Source organism: Oceanimonas sp. MB9, from assembly GCF_011319775.1.
GTDB classification, from domain to species: Bacteria; Pseudomonadota; Gammaproteobacteria; order Enterobacterales; family Aeromonadaceae; genus Oceanimonas; species Oceanimonas doudoroffii.
Map to the genome: position 1 here is coordinate 875,800 of NZ_VFBE01000009.1, position 23,934 is coordinate 899,733.

Below are 23,934 nucleotides of genomic sequence, written 5' to 3' on the forward strand. Positions count from 1 at the left end.
TTAGCCTGCTAGGAAATCGGCAAACACGAAGCCGTCCCGCTCCACCACCTCGCCGGGCGTAATGGCCACCGGCTCCCTGAACAGGGGGCCGTCAAACACGAAGGTATGGAACTCACCGTTCTCTCCGCAAAGATCGGTGCCTTCAGGCAGCCCGGCCAGCACCTCTGCGGTCAGCTCCCGGCCGGCAAATTCTACCGGCACCTTTTTGGGATCCAGGCAGGTAATCACCGCCCGCAGGCCGTGTTTCAACATCTCGTAAGGCAGCTCCCGCGTGGGCGTGTGCCAGATGGGGAATACCGCTTCAATGCCGCTGCCTGCCAGCTGGCTTTCACGGTACTGCCTGACGTCTTCCAGCAACAGATCGCCAAAGCCGAACGCCGCTATACCTTGAGCCTTGGCGTGGGTAATAAATGCGCCCATGCGTTGCTGATAGTCTTCGTTGGTGCAGGGCCATGGCAGGGTAATGATCTCCAGCGGCAGGCCAATGGCGTCTGCCTGCCGGCGCAGCAATTCTGCCCGTACTCCGTGCATGGCAACCCGCTCAAAGGCCTCATTGATCGTGGTAAAAAGGCCCACCACGTCGTAGTCGGGGTGCTGCATCAGCTGGTGCAGGGCCCAGGCGCTGTCTTTGCCGCTACTCCAGGACATTAACAATCTTCGTTTCATGGCGTCGCTATGCTTTATAAAAGGGGCGCCATGGTAGCACGGGCGCAGCGTTCGGCGAGCAGCAGGGCAGGAGGCAGTCATGTTCAAGGTAACGGTAACCGGTGAAAATCAACTGGAGCTGGAGCTCAGCGGCCGGCTCGACAGTGAGGCAATGAAGGCGGCGCTGGATGAGCTGGTCGAGGCAAGCCGATACATGGTGCACGGGCGCATGTTGTATCGCATCGGCGATTTTGAATGGCCTACCCTGGGCGCCATGGGGGTGGAGCTGTCACGGTTACCGGCCCTGTTTGGCATGATACGCCGGTTCGATCGCATTGCCGTGGTGGCGGCAAAGGGCTGGATCCGCTCGGCCAGCAAGCTGGAAGGGGCGCTGATCCCGGGGCTGGAAATTCGCGCCTTTGTGCCCGCCGAAGAAGACCATGCCCGGCAGTGGCTGGCGCAACGAAGTGATTAACGACAACCCCCGGCAGATTGCGGCTTCGGCCGGTTGTGCGCATGCCACCTGCTGGCTAGGCTATGAACTGCCGGCGGAATGATGGTCGCCGGGGCGCTGCCAGGGCGCCTGCTTTCAATCACGACAGGAGGAATCACCCCATGAATGAGAGAGAGCTGTATCAACAAAAGGCCGAAGCCAAGTTGAGCGAATGGAAAGCCGAGCTCGACAAGCTCAAGGCGCAGGCCAGGCAGGCCGATGCCGACACCCGCATTGAACTGAATCGCCAGATAGAAGCCATGGATGCCCAGATTGAACAGGGCGAGAGCAGGATCAGGGAGCTGTCTGAAGCCAGCGAGCAGGGCTGGCAAGAGCTGAAGCAAGGGTTTGAAACTGCTTGGGGCAACCTCAGCGACGCCTTTGACAGGGCCGTCGACCGGTTCAGACACCACCGCTAACGACGCCCTTCTCGCTCACCTAAACCGCACATGCACATGGCGGTGTAGATCACGAAGCCCGGCAGGCCGGGCTTTGTTTTTTGTGGCGTGGCCATGGCATCATAAGGCCCGCATTGATGAATCCGCTGTATTCACAGCATTGTTGGCGAGAAAACATGAAATCACTGAAATACGGCGCCTGCCTGGCCCTGACCCTGTTGCTCACGGCCTGCGATCACGGTTTTGAGGGGGTATACCAGACTCGTGCCAGCTCTTCCAACGCCATGATGGCTCAGCTGATGAGCGATTTTACCGGCCTGGTGGGCAGCGGGAAAATCGTGATTGGTCGCGATTATGTGGAACAAAACGGCGAGCGCACCCGTTTTGACGACATCCTGGTGCGGGAATCGGCGGGCGAGCGTTATCTGGTGTTTGTGCAGGGAGAGCAGGAAGAAGTATGGAAGATTGTGGACGACAATACCCTGATGAAGGGCACCGAGCTGGTGAACGTGATCATGGAGCGGGTGGATGACTGAGGCCGTCCCCAGCCCCTGCATTGGCCTGTGCCGGTTGAACGAGCAACGGTTGTGCATCGGCTGTTATCGCACCGTTGAGGAGATCACCGGCTGGCGCGATCGCAGTGAACATGACAAGGCCGCCATAGTGCGTTGCATCGAAGAGCGTCGGCAACAGCACAACATCTAAAAAAGCAGCCCCTTTTGGGGCTGCTTTTTATTATGGTGTTAGGGCTGGATCAGAAGTTAAGACCCATACCAAAGGTGTAGGCCCAGGCGCCATCGTCGAAGTTGTCTTCGGCGCTGTCGCCACTTTCAAACAGGAACTGATATTCGGCCCGGGCTTGAATAAAGGTGGTGGGCAGCAGGTAATATTTAAGACCCGCTTCCAGGCCGGCGATGCCGGTGTCTTTTACGCCGTCACCGTAAATGCCACCGAGCGAGGCGCCCACAAAGGGCCGGGCCGCATTGTGGCCAAAGTGATAGTCGGCAAAGAGGCGGGTACTGCCGTTCCAGAAGTCATCGCCAATGTCTTCGCCTTCCACGTCGGCGTAGCTGATGCTCTGGCGAATACCGGCCAGGGTACGGTCGGACAAATACCAGCCGTAGTCGCCGGAAATACCAAAGCTGCTGTTATCGAAATCCTTGCTGCTGCTACCGGTACCGGAGAGCGAGAACTCCCGGTCACCTTCGCTTGGACCAATCGCACTGTGACCACCCATGTGAGCGTGAGCCATGGCATAGGCGGGCAGTAAGGTGGCGCCAAGAAGAATGGCCAGCGGCGCTTTTTTTAGCATTTTCATGATAACACCTCGGATTAATCATTGGTTTCAATCAAGCACTTGCAACTCTTCGAATGTACTACGCACCGCACCCTTGCCTGGGCCCGGTGAACGAAGCGTGCCACTGTTTTGCTGTCAATCCATTTTTGTTTTCAATCCTTGCCGTTGCCACGGCCAGCAGGTCCGTAGCACTGGAAGTATAGAAGCCCGTATAAAAAAACGTCGGTTTTTCGACAACCTACCGGTCAATAACTGTCCAATGTGATTCGCTTGGGTCGTAAGCAAACGGGGCTGTATTCCGACGCTGACTGCTATAGTTTCAGCATTCGGGCGGCCGCCCGATCAGGCTCAAAGGAAGGTGCCCTGATGAACGACGCCGACATCGCCTTGTTATGGCAACAGTTTCAGAAAAGCCTGCTGGAAACCGGTAATGCCCTTGGCATCAGCGGGTTTAACTGGCAGGAATGGCTGGTTTATGGCCTGGGTCAGTTGCTGGTCACCCTGATGATAGTGCTGCTGTTTGGCCTGGTGTACTGGATGGGGTGCGCCCTGATGCGCCTGGTGCTGACCCGGCTGGGATACGGTCATGCGCCCTTCCGCACCGGCCGGGTGGTGTTGCGCTATTTGCTGGGGTTGGCCACCCTGGTGGCGATACTGGCCCAGTACGGCGCCGAGGAAGGAGTGATAAAGGGCATGGCCCGGGCCGGGTTGATGGCGCTGGCCTTTTACCTGGTGTGGCAGTTGCTGTCGCGCGGGCTTATTCACCGGCTTTCCCGCCATCATCTCGATTCTTCCCTGGTACAGCTGTGCAAAAACACCCTGTCGGTGTCGCTGATGGCACTGGGTGCCATTACCGTGATGGCCCAGTTCGGTTTTGACGTGCTTTCCATTATTGCCGGTCTGGGCATAGTGGGCATTGCCGTGGGTTTTGCCGCCCAGTCAACCCTGTCGAACTTTATTGCCGGTATCACCCTGCTGATCGAGCGGCCGTTTCGCATTGGCGACTGGGTCAGCATTCATGGCGAAGAGGGCAGGGTGGTGCGCATTGCCTTTCGGACCACCTGGCTGCGTACCCGTGACAACATTTTTACCATGATTCCCAACGACAGCGTGGCTACCTCTGACATTATCAATTACAGCGCAGAGGGCCCCACCCGCATACGCATTCCGGTACACATTGCCTATAAAGACTCGGTTGAGCAGGCTCGCTCGGTGATCATGCCCATCTTGAGTGGCCACCCCATGTCGATCAACAATGACAACCTCAAACCCAGGGTGCAACTGCGGGACATGGCCGACTCTTCGGTGGTCCTCAGTGCCCAGGTGTGGGTCAGTGCCCAGGATGTGGAGGTAAAGGGACGCATTTCCTGCGAGCTGCTCGAAGCCATCAAGCAAGGGCTGGATGACGCTGGCATTGAGATTCCCTTTCCGCACCTGCAACTGCACCTGGATGAAGCCCGAGGGCTGGAGCCGGTGCTTGGACGGCCCGTCCACGGTGATGATGCATCCCGTTCCCAAGGAGCCAATGAATGAGCCCCCTGTTATTTGCCTGTGTGTTGCTGCTGGCCGGGTGTGCCGGCAAGCCGGAAGGCATTAGCCCGGTGTCAGGCTTTGAGTTGAACCGCTATCTGGGCACCTGGCATGAAATTGCTCGGCTTGACCATTCCTTTGAGCGGGGGCTCAGCCGGGTGACTGCCGATTACAGCCTGCGTGACGACGGCGGCGTGCGGGTAATCAACCGGGGTTATGACGCAGCAGCTGGGGAGTGGCGGCAGGCCGAGGGCAAGGCTTATTTCGTGCAAAGCCCCGATCTGGGCCATCTCAAGGTCTCGTTCTTTGGACCGTTTTACGGCGCCTATGTGGTGTTTGAACTGGATGACAATTACCAATATGCCCTGATATCGGGCCCTAGCCGCAATTACCTCTGGCTGCTGGCGCGAACCCCCACCCTGAAGCCCGCCGTGCAACAGCGGCTTATTGCCAAGGCCAGCGAGGCGGGATTTGATACCGACCGGCTGATTTTCGTAAAACAGCAGTAAGGCTTTTTACTAGGGTCGAATGCTGGCCATTATCCTGACTCGCTCGTCCAGTGGCAGTGCCAGAATAAGTGCTTCTCCCGAAGCCGGAAAACGGTTGGTGAGGGCGGTGATATTGACCTGATGACTGACCAGTACCACCGGTAGGCCGGGCTCAATATTAGCCACAAACCGGCGCAATGACCGGGTTTGTTCGGAGCGTCGGCTTCGTCGGGAAAAAAACGAATTCAGCTCGGGGGCGGGAATGACCTCACCCACATTCAGCAGGCGGGCGGTGTCGAGGCTGCGGCAAAACTGACTGCTGTAGACCCGCGCCCGAGTAATGCCGTGCTGACGCAGTCGTTCGCCCCAGGCTTCTGCCTGGGCTCGGCCGCGGGCATCCAGGTTGCGTTGAGTGTTGCAACGACCCAGCACATAACCGGGTGGATCCCCTATGCCGGGGGCATTGGCATGGCGCATTAGCAGCATGGCGCGGCCTTGCTGCAGGGCCTGCCAGGCGTCGTCATCGGTGACGGCCCGGACCGTGCCGGGTAACAGCAGCATGAACAGCAAGTGCAGTATCAACAGGGGCATGGCGTGTCCTTTTCTGTCTGTGGGCAACCGAATAATGGGATTACCATTTTATGCCAACATGCATGTGTCTGTTTAAATAACGTCCGTCCCTTGAGTGTATGGGGTAAATGCCGGTTTGGCGGGAATTTTATCGTGTTGATCAAGGCGTTGCAGTCACTAAGGGAGTGAAGGCAGCTCTATTCCCCGTACCTGATTGCGCCCGGACTGTTTGGCGTCATACAGCTGCTTGTCGGCGGCGTTCAGCAGGGTTTCGGGAGAGTCGCCGGCCTGGGGAATCATTGTGACGGCACCGATACTGATGGTGACCACTGCCGAGGCCGGAGAGTGGGCATGCTCAAGTCCCTGGTCTTGCACGGCGTGGAGCATGGCCCAGGCTCCACGCCGTGCGCCCTCAAATGCAGTATTGGGCAGCAGACAAATAAATTCTTCACCGCCGTAACGGGCCAGCAGGTCGTCCGGACGGCGTATGGTCTCATTAAGTATACCGGCGACCCGAGTCAGGCACCGGTCACCCGCCGGGTGGCCGTAATGATCGTTATAAAGTTTGAAGTGATCCAAATCGATCAGCAACAGCGAAAGTTCGAGCTGCTCTCGCTGGCAACGGCGCCAAGCGGTCAGGAACTGCTCATCAAAGCGGCGGCGGTTGGCGACGCCGGTCAGGCCGTCCACCAGCGCGATGGAGCGCAGCAGATCATTTTGCAGCTTGAGCGCCAGATGGGTTTTGACCCGGGCCATCACCGTGGCCGGATTAATCGGCTTGGTAATAAAGTCGACGGCCCCCGACTCCAGCCCCAGTACTTCATCTTCCGGGGTATTTTTCGCGGTCACAAAAATGACCGGAATGTCCCTGGTTTCCGGCAGGGCCCGAAGCTGACGGCAGACCTGGTGCCCGTTCAGGCCGGGCATGACCACGTCCAGCAGCACCAGATCCGGGTTCTGCTCCCGGCAAATGGTGACTACCTGTTTGGAATCCGTGGTCATCAATACTTCGAATTCGTTGCGAAACACCTCGTGCAGAATACGAATGTTCAGGGGCTGGTCATCGGCAACCAGAATGCGCAGCGGCGCCTGCCGTTTGGGCTGACCGGCCAGCAGAGTGTCAAACATTATACTTCCTCCAGGATATCGCTAACGATACGGCGTGCTGCGACAAAATTGAGTTGTTGTACCTTGGCGATCAGCTCCTTCATGACCGGATCGTCCTGGGGGCGAGACTGGGCGAGGGTATCGACCATGTCGACGGCTCGCATATTGCCGGCATCCAGCAATACCAGCAGGGACTCAAATTGCTGGTGCAGGCTGCCCGACTCCGCCTGAGGGGCCCTTGGAGTATCGGTTTCGTCTGCTTGCTCGCCGTTGGTTACGGCGTCCATCAGGGCCGTATGATTCTGCAAAAGCTGTTGCTCCAGGTTTGCCAGCGTGGCTTCATCGAGCAGGGCAAGGCCCTGAGCACTATTCTTGCGCACGGCACGGTCGAGGGCGGAGAACTTGGCCGACAGGCTCGACAGCCCCATGGTGCCGGTCATGCCTTTCAGAATGTGCAGGCTGGAAGCCACCGCCTGCATGTCCTGACTATCCAGCCCGGCCTTCAGAGCGGAGATCTCCATGCCGGCATTTTCTGCAAAGCCCGACAGCATGCTGAAATAGAGGCGACGATTGTTGCCGAAGCGGCGCAGAATGTTCTCCAGGCTTTCTATCTCGCTGTTCTCACCGCAGGGTGATGCCGGCCGCGCCGCCTGCTCCTGATTCAGGGTCAGTATCACCCTGACCAGTTCATTCAGGTCGATGGGTTTGCCCACATGGGCATTCATGCCGGCTTCCAGGCAGGCCTGTTGATCGGATACGGTGACATTGGCGGTCATGGCCAGTATGGGCAGGTGATGGCAGTCGGCATGCCGGCGAATGCGCCGCGTCGCTTCCAGGCCGTCAATTCCGGGCATCTGCATGTCCATCAGCACCACGTCAAAGGCGCCGGTGTCGTTAAATACCTTGTCGATGCCTTCCTGCCCGTCTTCGGCCTGAGTAACGATGGCGCCTTCACCGACCAGCAGTTCGCACGCCACCTGACGGTTAAAGGCGTTGTCTTCCACCAGCAGTAAGCGAACTCCTTCCAGCCGTCGGTCTTCATCGGCCAGGGGCAGGGTTTTTTCCGGCTCAAAGCGCTGGCCGGCAAGGGCCCGCCCGATGGACTCGTTCAGCTGCAGCGTGGTTACCGGTTTGGTCAGCAGGTCAACAAAGGGCGGATTGGGCTGATTCTGGGTTTCTGCCAGCTCTTCATGGCCATAGGCGGTCAGCATGATGATGGTGACCGGACCGTGACGCTCCTGAATGCGTTTGGCCACCTCCAGGCCACTGAGATCGGGCAGGTGCCAGTCCATCAGGATCAGGTCAAAACGGTGTTGTCGTACTTCGGCCAGGGCTTCTTCTCCATTGGCGGCGCAGTCTACCCGGTAACCCAGTGCACTCAGGGTGTTTTCAAGAATACCGGCGGATACCTCGTTGTCATCCACTACCAGAATGCGGGTATGGGTGTCGGCCGGCATGGGCGTGGCGCCTTTGGCCAGCCCCAGATCCAGGTCAAACCAGAAACGGCTGCCCATGCCTGGAGTGCTCTGCACATGCAGCTTGCTGCCCATCAGGCTGACCAGACGGCGGCAAATCACCAGGCCAAGACCGGAGCCACCATAGCGCCGGGCGGTAGAGGCTTCCGCCTGGGTAAAGCCGTCAAAGATGTGTTCAATTTTTTCGGCGTCAATACCAATGCCGGAGTCAGTTACCGAAAAGCCGAGGCGAACCAGATTTTTCCTGAGCTGGCGCACCTGCACCTTGACCACCACCTCGCCCCGCTCGGTAAATTTGATGGCGTTACCCGCCAGATTGATCAGAATCTGCTGCAGTCTCAGTCGGTCGGCGATAATTTCCCGAGGCAGGGACGAGTCCAGATCGAACATCAGCTCAAGGGGTTTGCCGGCCAGGTTGCCCGCCAGCACGGTGGCCAGGTCCCGTAACATGGCATCCAGCTCGAACTGCACCGGATCCAGTTGCAGCTTGCCCGCTTCTATCTTGGAATAGTCGAGAATGTCGTTGAGCAGCCCCAGCAGCGAGCGACCGGCGGTTTGTGCCTTGGTGATGTAGTCGGACTGCTGCTGGTTGAGCCGTGTTTTCTGCACCAGCATCAGCATGCCCAGTATGGCGTTCATGGGGGTGCGGATTTCATGACTCATGTTGGCCAGAAACTGGGACTTGGCCTGGCTGGCCTCGTCCGCCTGCTGTTTGGAGCGGCGCAGGCTGGTTTCCAGCTCGCGTTGGGCGGTGATATCGAAGTTGATGCCGATGAGCTGCTCGGCGGTTCCTTCGGCATTGCGCATGACCTGGGCCCGGGCCTGGATAAAGCGGATCTGGCCGTCCGGCAACACCAGACGAAACATGGGTTCAAACACATCCTTACCGCCGATGGCGGCCTGCAGGCAGGCGGTGGTGTCCTTTACATCGTCCGGATGCAGCCGGGACAGCCAGTGCTCATAGTTCAGCCCGTGTTCCCGCAACGACATCGACTGCTGATACAGTTCGAACATTCTGTCGTTCCAGGTGAGGGTGTCATCCGCGAGGTTCCAGCGCCAGACTCCCAGTTGCGCTACTTCGGTGGCCATCAGCAGTTCGGTGGTCCGCTGTGCAACCTGAGTCACCTGGGCTTCCAGGTGTCGGTTCAGCTCCAGTATCTTGGCCTCTGCTTCCTTTTGTGGGGTGATGTTGCGTATGGTTTTTGACGAGCCCACCACGGCGCCGGAGCTGTCTCTCAGCGGAGATACCGTGAGTGAAACATTGATCAAATCGCCATTCTTGCAGCAGCGCAGGGTTTCAAAGTGAGGCACGGCCTTGCCGGTTCGTACTCGGGCGAACACCGCCATTTCTTCGGGCCGGCATTCTTCCGGCACCAGCAACTCGGTGGTGGTCTTGCCCAACACCTCGTCGGCGCGAAAACCGAAAATACGCTCCGCACCCTGGTTCCAGGAGGTAATGCGGCCGTCCATCGACTGGCTGATAATGCCGTCCGTTGAGCACTCCACTATGGCGGCCATGCGGGCCTGCTCGGTTTGCACCTGCCGGCGACTGTTGTTACTGAGGTTAAACATGCCGGTAAGGGTAGCCACCAGTACACTGATAAAGCTGCCCAGAAAAAACAGGTTCAGCGGTGAAAACAGGTGCAGCTGTTGCACAAAGGCGGGCTGGATACTGAATCTGGACTGCCACTGGCGACCAAACATGTCAAATTGCACCAGGTGGGTTTGCAGCAGCGAATTTGTGCTACTTCCGGTGTCGTAGAAGGCCTCTTCCCGGCCCGGCTCGGTCACATCCCACAAGGCCAGATGAACGGCATCGGTATCCAGTTGCAGGTCTGCCAGCACCTCCTGCATCAACAAGGGAGCATAACTCCATCCAAAGGCCTTGGCTCGGCGCTCCGCCAGGGTATTTGGGGTATCGCCGCCCTCATAGATGGGCATCAGGATTAGAAACGATTGCAATGGGTTGCCGGTAGCCTGCACCAGGGTGATGGGACCGGTAATGCGCACCTGGCCGGTGGCGATGGCGTCGTCGGCGGCGGTCCGACGGTTCAGCTCGGAACCGATGTCCAGTCCCACGGCTTCATCGTTGCGGTCTACCGGCTCGACATACTGAATAACGTAATGCTCGTACTGGTGAGGGGTAAGCTCCTTGATGCGAAACCCCGGCCAACCATCGGCGCGGGCCGACTCGGTAAACGTCGCGGCGTTTTCCCGGGGAACCCGGCGAATAAAGCCAAACCCCCGGGCGCCGGGAAACTCCTCGACGATATGGCGGGAGCGACTGTAGCGGCGGAACAGCTCCCGGCTGATGCCATGCTGACCGGCGGTCAGTACCGCTCCCCGTGCTCCGGCCAGGCCGAATTGATACAGGGAAAGCCGTTCTCGAACGGCCTGGTTGGCCTGGGCGGCGGCATCGCCCACGGCATCGTCGATGATACGCTGGTTGTTGATGTGCAACTGCCAGGTGGCCAGGGCACTCAGGCACAGCCCGATGATCAAGGTAAGCAGCGTCCAGTGGCTTATCAGTGAACGGCTCAGGCTAAGTGGCATTCAAGGAATCCTTATTGTTGTTATTCATTGCCATGCCTTAATGGTGGTAAAGCCGGCGATGCCCGAGGCGAGTTGCTTGTCCACTTCGTCATGGGGAGCGGGCCGGCAGTAATAAAACCCCTGCATTACGGTACAGCCCAGTTTTATCAGGCCCTGTTCCTGCTCGCGGGTTTCAACCCCTTCGGCAACCAGTTCCAATCCCAGCGCCTTGCTCAGCTTGATAATGGCTTCAATGATCACGGTATCGCTATGATCGACCATCATGCCGCGCACGAAGCTCTGGTCTATCTTGAGCACATCCACCGGAAACATCTTGAGGTAGGCGAGATTGGAATAGCCGGTACCAAAGTCGTCAATGGCGATACGCAGGCCAAGTCGCTTCAGGGCGAGCAGGGCATCCTGGGAACCGTGTTCGCGGGTGGCCAACACTCCCTCGGTGATTTCCAGCTCAACCAGGCCGGGATTGACCCCGGTCTCTTGCAGGACTTCCCTGACATCGGCAATAAAACGGTCATGCTTCAGCTGCACCGCGGAAATATTGACACTGACACAAAGCCGGTGTCCTGCCTGGTGCCAGGCGTGTGCATCCAGGCAGGCGCGATGCAGCACCAGGCGGCCGATGGGAATGATCTGGCCGGTTTTCTCCGCGAGGGGAATAAAGTCAGCAGGGGAAATCAGGTTGCCCTTGTTGTCCCGCCAGCGGATCAGGGCTTCCACACCGATTATTTTCTTTTGACTGGCTTCCACCTTGGGCTGATAGAAAACTTCAAAACCGCCGTGTTTCAGCGCTTCCTGGATCAACCGTTCTTGATGCTGGCGCGCACGCATGCAGGACTCTATTTCCGACGAAAAAAAGCTGTAGCGGTTTCGTCCACCCGCCTTGGCCTGGTACAGGGCGGTCTCGGCATGTTGAAAGATGGACTCGGCATCATTGTTGTCGTCGGGATAGAGGCTGATGCCAATGGTCACGCTGAGCGTATAGGTGCCCGAGTCCATGACAAAGGGCTCGGACAACGCGTTGAGCAGGCGTTGGGCGAAATTACCGACGGCGCCGGCACTGCCGACTTCCGGCAGTAGAATAATAAACTCGTCGCTTCCCGAGCGGCTGACGGTATCCTCAACCCGGGAGCACTCGCTAAGCCGGCCGGCCACCCGTTGCAGCAATTTGTCGCCAACGGCAAGGCCTTCGGCGTCGTTGATCTTGCGAAAGTTATCGAGATCCAGCGTCATCAGCGCCACCCGTCCGTTGTGGCGCCGGGCCTTGTGAATGGCCTGGGAAATACGATCCTGCAGCAGCAGGCGGTTGGGCAGTCCGGTCAGGGCGTCCTGATTGGCCAGGGCCCTGGCCATTTGTTGCAGCCGGACATGATTGCGGATCCGCGCACGGGCAACGGGAACATTGATGGGCTTGGTAAGAAAGTCGACCCCACCCAACTCCAGGGCATGCACCTCATGCTCGGTATTGTGGTGGGCGGTAACAAAAATCATCGCGGTGTTGGCGAGTGAGGCATCGGATTTCAGCGCTTCACACAGCTGAAATCCGTCCATACCGCTCATTTCAATGTCGAGCAGCACCACATCAGGCCTGACCTGCCGGGCAAGCTCAAGGGCCTGCACCCCGTCGGAGGCAAAATGGAGCATACCCAATCCCTTGGCCGCGTCACCCAGTAACTGAATGTCGCTTACCCGATGATCGACGATCAGAATCACCGATTCGTGACAGAGCAAAGATTCATACATCCCATCGTCCTTGATGAAGGTTTGAGCCAATTGAAAATGACAAAAAGTGGCGAAAGACCAATCACGTTATGAATTGAGATTTGACCTCAAACGGCTCCCCGTCAAGGTCGTTTTGTTGAAAGGTTGGAATCGTGCGGGGCAAAAAGCGAAATATGGGTCAGGGGGAGAAGGAAATAGCACACGCCTTCGATAGAGGGCCGAAGGCGTATGGGTGGAGTCAACGCTGGCGTACGAGCTCGGTGGCGATCCCATCGGCCAGTTGTTCCCAGCCGCTGGCCAGGGAACGTACCAGCGCCGGATAGCCATCTGCGCTCAGCGGCGTTTCAATACGAAAGTCTTGTTGCTCCAGCAGTACGCCGGCATGGTTAAGCAGTTGCCATTGCCCTTGAATCAGGGCAATGCCGTCGTAGCGTCCCTGAAAACGATCCAGCCGCAGGCGAAGTTCACGGCCCTCGCCGGCAGTGCTGGTGGCCTGGACTTGGCCTCGAGTCACCACCTGGGCCTGTGGCAGGGCTGAGCTAAGCCGGCGTTGCAGCAGGTGTTGCAGCTGGTTGGGCAGGGCTTCGGCCCACAGGTGACCACGAGCCTGATGCACTTCGAGCTCGTCCAGCTGCATCACAATACCCTCGCCGTCGAGAAAGGTGGCGGTGTCAATAGGAGCCAGGTTTACAATCAGCCGGCTATCGTGTTGACGCGTCGCCGGACTCGCCGGCAACAGGTAGCTGCTGGCGCCGCTGCCGGCGGGGCCGCCACATCCGGCCAGAGTCAGGGCCAGCAGCAAGGGCGCAAGTCGCAGAGGGTTTGAAGAAATGGTGGTCATTGGGCTGCCTTAGGTTGTGGATCTCGAGAGGGTTTGCGATCGAAAATCAGAGCGTTGGGCTGATCGTTAAGGGTTCGAACCACGGGCTGCAGCTCCCGCATCAGCTGTTCCAGCCGCGACAGGGTGCCGGTCAGCTCGCCATAGCCTTCGGATCCCGGGGCAAAGCCCTGCAGGGTATCGCTGAGCTGGCGCAGGGTCTGGTTGACGTTACCGGGCAGGGCCGAGGTGTCTGGGCTGGCCAACAGGGTGTCTACCGAGGCGGCAATCTGGTTCACTTTTTCCATGGTCTGGTGGGTGCTGGCCAGGGTCTGGTTGAGGTTGTCGACCACGGGTTCAATCTCCAGGTTGTTGAGCTTGTCGAGCAGGTTGGAGACCTTCTGTTCAATCTGGGCAAATCCGCCCGTGGTGGTGGGGAACACGCGACGCTCCACAAAGGTCAGGGAGGTATAAGGCTCGGCTTCTTTCTGAAAATTGAGGTCCACGAAAAGGGCGCCGGTCAGCAGGTTGCCGGCCTTGAGCGAGGCGCGCAGTCCATGGCCGAACATGCGATCCAGGCGGGCGTACCAGGCCTTGGTGTCGATAATTTCGGTGGTGTTGTCAAAGCGCTGGGGCTCTATGCGGATCAGCACCGGAATGGCGAAACGACTGAGGGAGTCCGGTTGGGGGGCGGTAAAGTGAAAGGGCACGCTGACCACGGAGCCGATGCGCACGCCCCGATATTCCACCGGGGCGCCGGGTGTCAGGCCGCGCACGGTGTCGTCCACCAGCAACACGTACTCCAGGTACTGGTCATAGCTGCCTTCATTGGCGCTTTCCGCATCGGCAAACAGCATATAGGTGGCGCCGGCCTTGGCCTTGTGACCCATGGCGGTATTCTCGGGCACCCCAAAGGTGACGCCGCCACCCACCAGGGATTCCAGCGAGCCGACATTCACGCGAAAACCCTGAGAGTCCAGGCGCATGTCGATGCCCGAGCTGGTCCAGAAGCGGGTGGTGCTGGTCACCAGCACGTCGTAAGGTGACTGAATGTAAAGCCGGTGACGCATTTCGCGTTTTTCCGGATCAAATTCGCTGTGCTCCACTCGGCCCACGGTGTAGCCCTGGTAGCTGACCGGATCGCCGGTGGACACGGCGTTGCCCACCTGGCTTATCAGGTTGATGCGCAGTCCGGCGGCATCGGGCGGAGCCACCGGCGGCTGCTCCAGCACCTGAAAGCGCCGCTTCGACTGTTCACTGCTGCCTGGCAGCAGTTGTATATAGGCCCCGGAAAGCACGGTGTTGAGTCCGCTGATACCTTCCCGGCCGATGCGCGGCTTGACCACCCAGAAGCGGGTTTCGGCGTTGAGCATGTCTTCCGCCTGGGGGCTCATGCGTGCGGTGATCAGCGCATGTTGCAGATCATCCGACAGTCGCACCTTTTCAACCCGGCCCACTTCCACGTTGCGGGTCTTGATCAGGGTTTTGCCCGCCTCAATGCCCTCGGCGTTGTCCATTACCAGGGTAATGGAAGGCCCGAGCTTGCTCAGGTTGTCATAGATCATCCAGGCGCCGATCAGTACGGCCACCAGGGGCACTATCCAGATCGGCGACAGGGAGCGCTGGGTTCGGCGTTCGGCGCGGGGAGATTCAGACATATTCGGATTCCTTGGCGTTATCGTTGTTATCCTGTCCGGTATCGGTGCCGGCCCAGATACTGCGCTGATCAAACAGCATGGCCGCCAGCATGGTGAGCACCACCACGGCGGCAAAGGCCAGGGCCGCCGGCCCGGGCTCAATGGACATCAGGTTGCCGTTGCGAATAAGGGCTACCAGTATGGCCACCACAAATACGTCCACCATGGACCAGCGGCCCACAAACTCGGTCATGCGGTACAGCCGTATACGGCGCAGGCGATCCAGCTGGTGTTGCTCCCTGCTGACCACACGACACAACCACAATAGCGCCAGTATCTTGCTCACCGGCACCACCACGCTGGCGGTAAAGATAATAAAGGCGATGGGCCAGTCACCGTGCTGCACAAACAGCAGCACGCCACCCAGAATGGTTGAAGGAGAGCTGCTGCCCAGTGAGGTGGTGATCATGATGGGATAGAGGTTGGCCGGCAGGTACATGATCACCGACGCCGCCAGCAGGGCCAGGGTGGCCTGATTGTTGACACCGTGCCAGGGGTGCAGGCGTTCATCGCAACGGCCACAACGGGCCTTGCCGCCATCGTCGGGCAGGCGGTTGATCATGCCACAGGTAGGGCAGCCACACAGGCCTTGCGAACTGGCGGTGTGGCCGGGCTTAGCCTCGGGGGGCGCCATGCTCTGGCGATCGAGAAAAAACCACAGCCAGTCCCGATCCACCGACTGGGTGGTCAGCAGCAGCAACAGGGCAAAGGCGCAAAAGGTCCAGAACGACAAGCCAAGTTCAATGTCGGCCATGCCGATCACCTTGATCAGGCTCACCAGGGTGCCTATCACGAAGACGTCGGCCATCATCCAGGGGGTAACGTGGCGCAGGGTGCGGGCAATCTGGTGGCTGCGGGGCAGGGGACGGCGCAACAGCGCCCCCGCACACAGCCAGCCCAGGCTGCACAGGTAGACCGCGGGCAGAATGATTACCGTCAGCAGCACGCACAGGGCCATCAGCGGCTGGTGCAGCCCCATCAGGGTGGCGGCGCTGTCGGTCAGTTCAATGCGGTTGCCGATGCCACTCAGTTCAAAGCCGATAAAGGGAAAGGCCACCGACAACCCCAGGGCCACCAGGGTTGCCAGCACCAGCGCCAGGGTACGCTCCGCCGGATTGGCATGACGGCGCACCAGGGTGTGGCCGCAACGGGGGCAGTCGGCCTTTTGCCCGACGGCCAGTGGCGGCAGTGCCACCAGCAGATCGCACTCGTGGCACACGCGCAGGCGCCGGCGAGAAACGGGCGCCTGCCGGTGGTGATGCGAGGCTGGCGTAGGACGGGGTGCGCTCAAACAAATGCCCATAAAAGATGAAAGATCAGTCGCTTGATACTACGACAGGTGTGAGGCCCGGATAAAGGCAGATCGTGCTCGCCACAGCAAAATATGAATGATTGTATACATTGATATTAAAAGTTGTTTCAGATTTGCGGCGGGCAGTCGATAACAGGGTTTCTAGGGATCCTGAATAAAGTCGTAGGAGAAAAGGTGTTTCGAAATATCAATATTGGCCTCAGAGCGGCGCTGGCATTTGGCGCCATTGGCGTGCTGATGCTGATTCTGGGGGTGCTCAGCCTGGTGCAGCTTGACAAACTGAACGACCAAATTACCGTGCTGGCCACTCAACGAGTGCCCAGCCTGACTGCGGTGGAAAACATCGACAAGGAATTCTTGCGTATTCGCCTGCACAGCCTGGCCCTGGCCAACTCTGCCGAGCCGGAAAAGCGGGCCGAGTCCCGCGCCAACCTGGAGACCGCCCGGCGGGAGCTGGAGCGCTTTCGCCAGCAATATGATGACTTGGCCCGACTGTCCGCCGCCCGGGAACTGCTGGAGCGCTTTGAGGCGGTAGAAGCCCGTTACTGGCAGGCCCACGGCCGCATCATGCGCCAGGCCGAAGTGGGCGATGTGGTCGGGGCCAACCTGGCATCACGCCAGGAGCTGGCTCCGCTCGCTGAGCAGCTGGCGGAGCTGCTGCATCGCATGAATGGCATTCAGCATCAGCGCATTGATGACACCAACAGCGAAACCGATGCGCTGTTTGCCTTGTCCCGCAATGTCATTATCGCCCTGCTGCTGCTGGCCCTGGCGGGCATGGCGGTGCTGGCCTGGCTGCTTACCCGCAGCATAGTGCTTCCCCTGAACGATGCGGTACGGGTGGCCGAGACCATCGCCAAGGGCGATCTGACCTGCTCCGTGCACGTAAACGGCAAGGATGAGCCGGCACGGCTGCTGACAGCGCTGCGCAATATGCAGCAGAGCCTGCAGCAGACGGTGAAGCTGATCGCCGACTCTTCCCACCAGCTGGCCTCCACCTCGGAAGAGCTGAGCTCGGTGACCGCCGACTCCACCCAGGGACTGCACCGCCAGAATGAGGAGCTGGAGCAGGCGGCTACCGCGGTTACTGAAATGACCACGGCGGTGGAAGAAGTGGCGCGCAACGCCACCACCACCTCTCATGAGTCGGAGCAGGCCGATGAACGTGCCCGCTTTGGTCGGGAACGGGTGTCCACTACCGTCAGCTCCATCGAAGGCCTGGCCGGAGAAATTGGTGACACCATGCAGGAAATCGAATCCCTGGCCGCCCGGGTGAACGACATTACCTCTGTGCTTGACGTGATCCGTGCCATTGCCGATCAGACCAACCTGCTGGCACTGAACGCCGCCATCGAGGCGGCCCGGGCCGGCGAGTCGGGCAGGGGCTTTGCAGTGGTCGCCGACGAGGTGAGGGCGCTGGCCCACCGCACTCAGGAGTCCACCAAGGAAATCGAGCAGATGATTCAGGCGGTGCAGCGCGGCTCCCAGGCGGCGGTGTCGGCCATGCAGAGCAGTAACAGCCGCACCGGCGACACCCTGCACATTGCCCGGGAAGCGGGCGACGCCCTGGTTCAGATCGCCAGCGCCATCGCCGGCATTAACGAGCGCAACCTGGCCATAGCCAGCGCCGCCGAAGAGCAGGCCCATGTGGCCCGCGAAGTAGACAGCAACCTGCTGAACATTCGCGATCTGTCGGCTCAGAGCGCCGCCGGTGCCAGCCAGACCAGCACCTCCAGCCAGGAGCTGGCTCGTCTGGCCGGCGAGCTGCACACCGTGGTCAATCGCTTCGCGATATAGCCTTGGTTCCACCCATAAAAAAGCCCCGCATAGGCGGGGCTTTTGCATTCAGCACAAAGGATTACAGCACGGCGGCAATGCCGTCACACAGGGCGTCGATGTTGGCCTTGGTAATGCCGGCCACGCTGATGCGGCCTGAGCCCACGATGTAGATGCCGAATTCGTCCTTCAGGCGCTCCACCTGCTCCTTGGTCAGGCCGGAGAAGGAGAACATGCCGTTCTGGCGGGCGATAAAGCTGAAGTCGCGGTCAACACCGCGGGCCGCCAGCTTTTCCACGAACAGGGTGCGCATTTCCTGAATGCGGTCACGCATTTCAGCAAGCTCGGCCTGCCAGTCGGCGTAAAGCTCGGGATCGTTGGCAATAATGGCCACCACGTTGGCGCCGTGAGACGGCGGGTTGGAGTAGTTGGCGCGAATGATGCCCTTGACCTGGCTGAAGCTGGTGTTGGCGGTATCGGCATCCTTGGCGACCAGGGTAAAGGCACCCACGCGCTCATTGTAGAGGCCGAAGTTCTTGGAGAAGGAGCTGGCGATCAGCAGCTCGGGGTTGTGCTTGGCAAACAGGCGCAGGCCATAGGCGTCTTCTTCGGTGCCCTGGGCAAAACCCTGGTAGGCGAAGTCGAACATCGGCAGCCAGCCCTTTTCGGCGGACAGCTCGGCAAGCGTTTGCCACTGCTCTGCGGTGGGGTCGATGCCGGTGGGGTTGTGGCAGCAACCGTGGAACAGCACCACGTCACCGGCCTTGGCGTCTTGCAGGCTGGCTAGCATGGCGTCAAAGTCCAGATCCTTGGTTTCGGCGTTGTAGTAGCCATATTCCTTCACTTCCAGGCCGGCGGCGGTAAACACGGCGCGGTGGTTGGCCCAGGTGGGGTTGGAAATCCAGATGGTGTTGGTGTCGAGCTGGCGGGCGATAAATTCGCCGGCGATGCGCAGGGCACCGGTGCCGCCCGGGGCCTGAGCGGTGCGGGCACGCTGCTCGGCGATGATGGCCGCGTCGGCGCCAAACAGCAGCTTCTGCACCACCTGACCATAGGCCTCAATGCCTTCTATGCTGAGATAGTTTTTGGTGGTTTGCTCCTGCACCAGGCGGGCTTCGGCCTTTTTCACGCAGCGCAGTACCGGGGTCTGACCGGCTTCGTCTTTGTAGATACCAACGCCCAGGTTGATTTTGTCGGTACGGGTATCTTTACGGAACGCATCGGTCAGGCCCAGAATGGGGTCGGCCGGTGCAGCAGTGACCTTCTCGAACATAGTCTTGTCAATTCCTTCTTGTAAAAGCGAGTGTGGTCGCCAAGCGACGGCTTTTAGTTATATCACTTGCGCCCTGCCGCTGCCAGCGCGGGCCGCACCAGCAGCCAGTAACTGGCCAGGGCTAACCAGGCGCACAGGCTCATCACCAGGGTCATGGGCAGCGCCGACACCGCATGGCTGGCATTAACCGCAAAGGTGGCCACGGCGCCCAGGCCAAAGCGGGTGGTGCCGGCCAGCGCCGAGGCGGTGCCGGCAGCCTCGGGAAAATGACTGAGCAGGCCGGCCATGGAATTGGCCCCCACCAGGCTGATTTGGGCGATCAGCACCATCACCGCCGGCACCAGTGCCCACAGTCCGCCAAACCCGGTGAAACCACAAAACAGCAGTACCACGGCGGCCAGTGCCGCCGTGGTCAGCCCCGCCTTGAGCAGGCGATCACTGCCAAGCCGGGGCACCAGCCGGCTGTTGCCAAAAGTCAGCACCATCATCAGCACGATATTCATGGCAAACAACAGGCCGTAGTGTTCGGCAGGCACGTCGTAAAGTTCGATATACACCAGTGGCGAGCCCGAAATGAAGGCAAACATGGCAGCGGTGGTCATGGCGCCGCAGCCGATATAGCCCAGCGCCGCCCGGTGGCGCAGTACCCGGCCGTAATTCTGTAGCACCGGCCACAACCGGAATGGCTGGCGATGTTCGGGTTTGAGGGTTTCGGGAATACGCAGGGCCAGTGCCACCGACACCAGGGCACCAATGATGGCCAGCAACACAAAAATGCTGTGCCAGTGCCCCACCAGCAGCAGATAACCACCGACGATGGGGGCGACCAGGGGCGCCAGGGTCATCACCAGGATCACCATGGACATGATGCGGGCGAACATGTCCCGTTCAAACATGTCCCGCAACAGGGCGTTGAGCACCACGGAGCCGGCGGCGCCGCCGATGGCCTGCAGCAGGCGAAAGGCCATCAGGGTTTCAATGCTGTTGGCAAAGGCACAGCCAATACTTGCCAGGGTAAAGAGGCCAAGCCCGCCCAGCATGACCGGCTTGCGTCCGACCGAGTCGGCTAGGGGTCCATAGAGCAGTTGACCGAGGGCAAAGCCCGCCAGAAACACGCTGATGGTCAACTGGGCCTGGGATACGGGTACGTCCAGATCCCGCGCGATGGCAGGCAGGCTGGGCAGATACATGTCGATGGCCAGGGGGGTGAGGCCGGCCAGGCTTGCCAGCAGAAGCAACAGGGAAAACGGCAATGCCATAACGCCATCCAAAAGTTACAAAAGAAACATCAGGCCATGATAGCACCGCCGCCAAGGCCAGTCTCAGGGTTGGTAGGGATAAATGTGCAGCCGGGGAATCAGTGGCTCCCCACCGATGCGCGCGGCGCGCCGCTTTCGGGTTTTCGCCGGCGGGTAGTCGGTGAGGTGGGAAATGGCGGGAACTTCATCCTGACACAATATCAGTGGGAGGTGCGCCTTGAACTGCTGCTGGCGGGGGGACAATGGCTGGCTCCAGCGCACATTGACCATGGGGTGGGTTTTCACCGGCCGGCGCAGGCGCAGCTCTACCCCGGCCGGCAGCCGTTTGACGTCGTAGATTTCCCGGTCGATGCAGGTTTGCCAGGTAGTGGCATCCACCAGCGGGGGAGGGCTTTGCCGGCTTTGCATCAGCTGCGCCACCAGTTTGGTCTTGTCGACTTTCTGAATGATCTGTTTGTTGGCCCAGGTAAAGCCGAGCCTGGACGCGGTATAAGGCAGCAGGGTGAGCTGGCGGTAGACCTGCAGAGTGATAAGACCGGGAAAGGTGTCGTGCACCAGCGTAAATTTTTTGTCTTTGTCGTCCAGTTGCTGCACCAGGGCACGAAAGGCTTGCTTGAGCCGGTTGATGTCGTCGATCAGCGGAGCGATGGCAGCACGGCTGTCGGCCGGTAACAGCACAAAACCGGGCAGGCGATAACTGGCCTTGGCGGAGCAATCGGGCTTGATATGCCAACGGCTGAAACCGATGAGGCTGGCTTTCAACGCCTCTTCACCGGTTAACCGGTGTTCAATGGTAATGTGTTCGAGAGGATCGTGCTCCTTGCCCTGAGCGACCTCGGGCAATTGGTAACAGGTTGCCTGAGTACCGGCATGGGTGCGAAGTTGTTGAGCCAGTTCGCTTATGGCGGATTCCAGCAGGGAGAGGGTATGACGAAGTTCGGCGGCCAGGGTAAACATAATAATCTATTATGCCAACATACAATAATGACTTAATCATAATCTCGATTGGGGAATGTGCAACACCCAAGAAGGGGTCTTCAGGGAAATGAATCGAAATTTAACATAAGTTGATGGTCTGCGTAGATTGAACACAAAAAAAGCCAGGTACAAAATCCGTGTACCTGGCTCAGGGGAATGGCTCATTAACTGAGCCGTGCGCTAGTAGAGACCGCCCGAGGCCGGGCGCCCTCTGTGTAAATTTTAGACTTTAATCGACCTCTCGCCAGCCCATGTGGCTAAAAACACCTACTTACGAGCGGCTTGCAATTGAAGGAAGAGCTGATTACTGTATTTATATACAGATAAAAGGAGTCCGCCATGGCCGTAGAAGTGCAATATCGCGTAGTACGTAACGGAATCGAGAAAATGACCTTTACCAACAAAAAAGAGGCCGATGCCTACGATCGCCTGCTGGAGCTGGCTGAGCATATTGAAACCGTGCTGGAGCAGGGGCCGGTGAACCTTGAAGAAACGGATAGAGAAGCGTTGGCATTGTTTCTGGCCCAGCACCAAGCCGAGCTGACCGGCCCGAAAAAAAAGCCCGCCAGAAAGGCGGACAAGGCTGAAAAAGCCGGCGATGACGCGATCAAGGCCGTCGCCTGATATCTAACAGGCCGTTCACGGCACCTTGTTTTATCACTCGGCACCCGCCCGTAAATCAATAATTTCAGCTGTATAAGGTTCGGTACAGACCCGGCTGCTCCAGCAGCTCGTGGTGAGTGCCGGACTGGCTGATCTTACCATCCTCAAACACGATGACCCTGTCGGCCTGGCGTACCGAGCTCAACCGGTGCGCCACTATCAGGGTGGTGCGATCCTTGAGGAAGCCCGACAGCGCCTGGTGCAGGCGCTGCTCGGTATCGGTATCCAGTGCCGAGGTGGCCTCGTCGAGAATGACGATGGCCGGATCCTTCAGGATCATTCTTGCCACCGCCAGGCGCTGTTGCTGGCCTCCCGAGAGCCGAACGCCCCGTCGGCCAATTTCGGTATCCAGGCCGTTATCCATGGCCGCAATTACGTCATCCAGCTGTGCCACCCTGAGAGCCTGCCAGATGGCTGCGTCGTCGTGATCATCTCCCAGGTTCAGGTTAGCGCGCACGGTATCGTTGAACAATACCGGTTGTTGCAGCACCGTGGCCACGTGTTCCCGTATGGTGGCAAAGCCGATATCGGTGCTGCTGGCACCGCCAAAGCGAATGTCGCCGCTGTTGGCGGGGTAGAGGCCCAGCAGCAACTGAATAAAGGTGGACTTGCCGCCGCCGCTGGCCCCCACCAGGGCGACTTTTTCGCCGGCGCCGATACTGAGACTGATGTCGTCCAGCACACGGCGTTCGCCATCGTAGGAGAAGCTCAGGTTGCGCACCTCCACCGGCAGGGTAGTGCTACCGATAAAGGGGTTGATGCCACCGGCCGGAGCGGGAGCCTCTCCCAGGGCCAGCATGGCGTTGATGCGCCGGCGGGCGGCATCGGCGGCATAGAAGGAATACTGCATGTTGAGCAGCTCCTGTACCGGCCCCATCATGAACCAGAGGTAGCTGAACACCGCGAAAATCTGACCCACGGTCAGGTCTGTGTACAGCACCATGATCATGCCCACGGCGCGAAACAGCTCCACTCCCGATAAAAACAACAGAAAGCTGGCCTTGCCGGCGGCCTCGCTCTTCCAATGATACTCAATGGCGGTATCGCGCACGCCCCTGGCCTTGTCGATGACCCGCAACAGGTAGTGACGTTCACGGTTGGCGGCACGAATTTCCTGAATGCCGTCCAGGGTTTCCACCAGCGCCTGCTGAAACAGCTCAAAGGCCTTGTTTTCATCGCGCTTGAGGTGCTTTACCTTGGAACCCAGGCGGCTGGAAAAGAACACCACCACCGGATTGAGCAACAGAATAAACAGGCCCAGCTGCCAGTTCAGCAGCAACAGCACCACGGCGGTGCCCAGCACGCTCAGCAGGCTTATCAGCAGCCGGCTCAGGGTTTCCCCGAGAAACTTGTCGAGGGTTTCAACGTCGGTGATGTAGTGGGAGCTGACGCTGCCGGCACCCACCGACTCAAAGGCGCGCATGGGGGTGCGCATCAACTGACGGGTAAGGCGGCGGCGGATCTGAAAGGTGATGTGTTTGGCCACATGGGCAAATTGCCGGCCCTGCAATATGTTGAACACCAGGGCCAGCGCGCGCAGCAACAGGGTAACCAGCAGCACCGCCAGAATATAGCCCACGCCGGTCTGCCAGGCCGTGGGTAACAGCGGGTCGAGCCAGGCGATCAGGGTCCCCGGCTGCTCAAGCAACACCTCGTCCACCAGCAGGGGCATCAGCAGCGGCACCGGTACCGCCAGCAGGGTGCCGACAATGGCCAGCAGGTGGGCATTGATCAACAACCGCTTGTGGCGGCGCATCATGCCGGTGATCACCGGCCAGTGCAAACCCTGCTCGTTCGCTTTATTTTTATTCATTCACCACCATCATTGGTTTTCATTTTCCCAAAGGGCAGGTAATTTAGGCCAAAATCACCAACCCTCTGACA

21 protein-coding genes are annotated in these 23,934 nt (G+C 59.3%); 8 read left to right on the forward strand and 13 right to left on the reverse strand.

The window, feature by feature from the left end; translation table 11 throughout:
• Nucleotides 1-666, reverse strand: a complete 666-nt coding sequence (locus tag OJHNALOF_RS15415; protein ID WP_165662560.1) for an adenine nucleotide alpha hydrolase — start codon at nucleotides 664-666, stop codon at nucleotides 1-3.
• A gap of 79 nt (nucleotides 667-745) precedes the next feature.
• On the opposite strand from OJHNALOF_RS15415, the gene OJHNALOF_RS15420 reads away from it, so the two are divergent.
• The 4 genes from OJHNALOF_RS15420 (at nucleotide 746) to OJHNALOF_RS15435 (ending at nucleotide 2,241) form a co-directional block, all read left to right on the forward strand.
• A complete protein-coding gene (locus OJHNALOF_RS15420; protein ID WP_094199250.1) occupies nucleotides 746-1,120 on the forward strand; it encodes an STAS/SEC14 domain-containing protein in 375 nt (124 codons plus the stop codon).
• Nucleotides 1,121-1,260: 140 nt separating this feature from the next.
• Nucleotides 1,261-1,557, forward strand: a complete 297-nt coding sequence (locus tag OJHNALOF_RS15425) for a coiled coil domain-containing protein (RefSeq protein ID WP_165662561.1) — start codon at nucleotides 1,261-1,263, stop codon at nucleotides 1,555-1,557.
• Between the two features lie 155 nt (nucleotides 1,558-1,712).
• Nucleotides 1,713-2,072, forward strand: coding sequence for a hypothetical protein (locus tag OJHNALOF_RS15430; protein ID WP_094200522.1), 360 nt, complete (start codon nucleotides 1,713-1,715; stop codon nucleotides 2,070-2,072).
• Complete coding sequence (locus tag OJHNALOF_RS15435; protein ID WP_165662562.1) at nucleotides 2,065-2,241, forward strand: DUF1289 domain-containing protein; 177 nt, start codon at nucleotides 2,065-2,067, stop codon at nucleotides 2,239-2,241. The genes OJHNALOF_RS15430 and OJHNALOF_RS15435 overlap by 8 nt, the downstream gene beginning before the upstream one ends.
• Before the next feature lie 49 nt (nucleotides 2,242-2,290).
• Here the strand turns inward: OJHNALOF_RS15435 and OJHNALOF_RS15440 are convergent, their stop codons facing one another.
• The gene (locus OJHNALOF_RS15440; RefSeq protein WP_165662563.1) at nucleotides 2,291-2,854 is read right to left on the reverse strand and encodes an OmpA family protein; all 564 of its coding nucleotides are present in this window, start codon (nucleotides 2,852-2,854) and stop codon (nucleotides 2,291-2,293) included.
• A gap of 345 nt (nucleotides 2,855-3,199) precedes the next feature.
• On the opposite strand from OJHNALOF_RS15440, the gene OJHNALOF_RS15445 reads away from it, so the two are divergent.
• Nucleotides 3,200-4,366, forward strand: a complete 1,167-nt coding sequence (locus tag OJHNALOF_RS15445) for a mechanosensitive ion channel family protein (protein WP_165662564.1) — start codon at nucleotides 3,200-3,202, stop codon at nucleotides 4,364-4,366.
• Complete coding sequence (locus OJHNALOF_RS15450) at nucleotides 4,363-4,872, forward strand: lipocalin family protein (protein WP_165662565.1); 510 nt, start codon at nucleotides 4,363-4,365, stop codon at nucleotides 4,870-4,872. Before OJHNALOF_RS15445 ends, OJHNALOF_RS15450 begins: the two co-directional genes overlap by 4 nt.
• Nucleotides 4,873-4,881: 9 nt before the next feature.
• On the opposite strand, the gene OJHNALOF_RS15455 is transcribed toward OJHNALOF_RS15450, so the two are convergent.
• The 7 genes from OJHNALOF_RS15455 to OJHNALOF_RS15485 all read right to left on the reverse strand — a co-directional run bounded on the left by OJHNALOF_RS15455 (nucleotide 4,882) and on the right by OJHNALOF_RS15485 (nucleotide 16,008).
• Complete coding sequence (locus tag OJHNALOF_RS15455; RefSeq protein ID WP_165662566.1) at nucleotides 4,882-5,442, reverse strand: histidine phosphatase family protein; 561 nt, start codon at nucleotides 5,440-5,442, stop codon at nucleotides 4,882-4,884.
• A gap of 156 nt (nucleotides 5,443-5,598) precedes the next feature.
• Nucleotides 5,599-6,549: a diguanylate cyclase domain-containing protein gene (locus OJHNALOF_RS15460; RefSeq protein WP_165662567.1), complete on the reverse strand. Its 951-nt coding sequence runs from the start codon at nucleotides 6,547-6,549 to the stop codon at nucleotides 5,599-5,601.
• A complete protein-coding gene (locus OJHNALOF_RS15465; RefSeq protein ID WP_165662568.1) occupies nucleotides 6,549-10,556 on the reverse strand; it encodes a CHASE domain-containing protein in 4,008 nt (1,335 codons plus the stop codon). Before OJHNALOF_RS15465 ends, OJHNALOF_RS15460 begins: the two co-directional genes overlap by 1 nt.
• A gap of 24 nt (nucleotides 10,557-10,580) precedes the next feature.
• Nucleotides 10,581-12,296 (reverse strand): bifunctional diguanylate cyclase/phosphodiesterase, encoded by a 1,716-nt coding sequence (locus tag OJHNALOF_RS15470; protein ID WP_094199259.1) that lies wholly within the window; start codon nucleotides 12,294-12,296, stop codon nucleotides 10,581-10,583.
• Between the two features lie 217 nt (nucleotides 12,297-12,513).
• Nucleotides 12,514-13,116 carry a membrane integrity-associated transporter subunit PqiC gene (locus tag OJHNALOF_RS15475; RefSeq protein ID WP_165662569.1) on the reverse strand — a complete coding sequence of 201 codons (603 nt, stop codon included), beginning with the start codon at nucleotides 13,114-13,116 and terminating at the stop codon, nucleotides 12,514-12,516.
• Nucleotides 13,113-14,750: an intermembrane transport protein PqiB gene (gene pqiB, locus OJHNALOF_RS15480; RefSeq protein ID WP_165662570.1), complete on the reverse strand. Its 1,638-nt coding sequence runs from the start codon at nucleotides 14,748-14,750 to the stop codon at nucleotides 13,113-13,115. The genes OJHNALOF_RS15475 and pqiB overlap by 4 nt, the downstream gene beginning before the upstream one ends.
• Entirely contained in the window at nucleotides 14,743-16,008 is a 1,266-nt protein-coding gene (locus OJHNALOF_RS15485; protein ID WP_370462335.1) for a PqiA/YebS family transporter subunit, read from the reverse strand. Before OJHNALOF_RS15485 ends, pqiB begins: the two co-directional genes overlap by 8 nt.
• 267 nt (nucleotides 16,009-16,275) lie before the next feature.
• Here OJHNALOF_RS15485 and OJHNALOF_RS15490 point away from each other — a divergent pair, with 267 nt between their 5' ends.
• Nucleotides 16,276-17,898: a methyl-accepting chemotaxis protein gene (locus OJHNALOF_RS15490; protein WP_370462336.1), complete on the forward strand. Its 1,623-nt coding sequence runs from the start codon at nucleotides 16,276-16,278 to the stop codon at nucleotides 17,896-17,898.
• 61 nt (nucleotides 17,899-17,959) lie between these two features.
• On the opposite strand, the gene OJHNALOF_RS15495 is transcribed toward OJHNALOF_RS15490, so the two are convergent.
• The 3 genes from OJHNALOF_RS15495 to OJHNALOF_RS15505 all read right to left on the reverse strand — a co-directional run bounded on the left by OJHNALOF_RS15495 (nucleotide 17,960) and on the right by OJHNALOF_RS15505 (nucleotide 21,366).
• On the reverse strand, nucleotides 17,960-19,150 hold the full coding sequence (locus tag OJHNALOF_RS15495) for an amino acid aminotransferase (RefSeq protein WP_094199263.1): 1,191 nt from the start codon (nucleotides 19,148-19,150) through the stop codon (nucleotides 17,960-17,962).
• Nucleotides 19,151-19,212: 62 nt separating this feature from the next.
• On the reverse strand, nucleotides 19,213-20,409 hold the full coding sequence (locus tag OJHNALOF_RS15500; RefSeq protein ID WP_094199264.1) for a Bcr/CflA family multidrug efflux MFS transporter: 1,197 nt from the start codon (nucleotides 20,407-20,409) through the stop codon (nucleotides 19,213-19,215).
• A 63-nt stretch (nucleotides 20,410-20,472) separates the two neighbouring features.
• Nucleotides 20,473-21,366 (reverse strand): DNA replication terminus site-binding protein, encoded by an 894-nt coding sequence (locus OJHNALOF_RS15505; RefSeq protein WP_165662572.1) that lies wholly within the window; start codon nucleotides 21,364-21,366, stop codon nucleotides 20,473-20,475.
• 360 nt (nucleotides 21,367-21,726) lie between these two features.
• Here OJHNALOF_RS15505 and OJHNALOF_RS15510 point away from each other — a divergent pair, with 360 nt between their 5' ends.
• Nucleotides 21,727-22,011: a YebG family protein gene (locus OJHNALOF_RS15510; protein WP_094199266.1), complete on the forward strand. Its 285-nt coding sequence runs from the start codon at nucleotides 21,727-21,729 to the stop codon at nucleotides 22,009-22,011.
• Between the two features lie 64 nt (nucleotides 22,012-22,075).
• On the opposite strand, the gene OJHNALOF_RS15515 is transcribed toward OJHNALOF_RS15510, so the two are convergent.
• Nucleotides 22,076-23,863 (reverse strand): ABC transporter ATP-binding protein, encoded by a 1,788-nt coding sequence (locus tag OJHNALOF_RS15515; protein ID WP_165662573.1) that lies wholly within the window; start codon nucleotides 23,861-23,863, stop codon nucleotides 22,076-22,078.
• Nucleotides 23,864-23,934 lie beyond the last annotated feature (71 nt).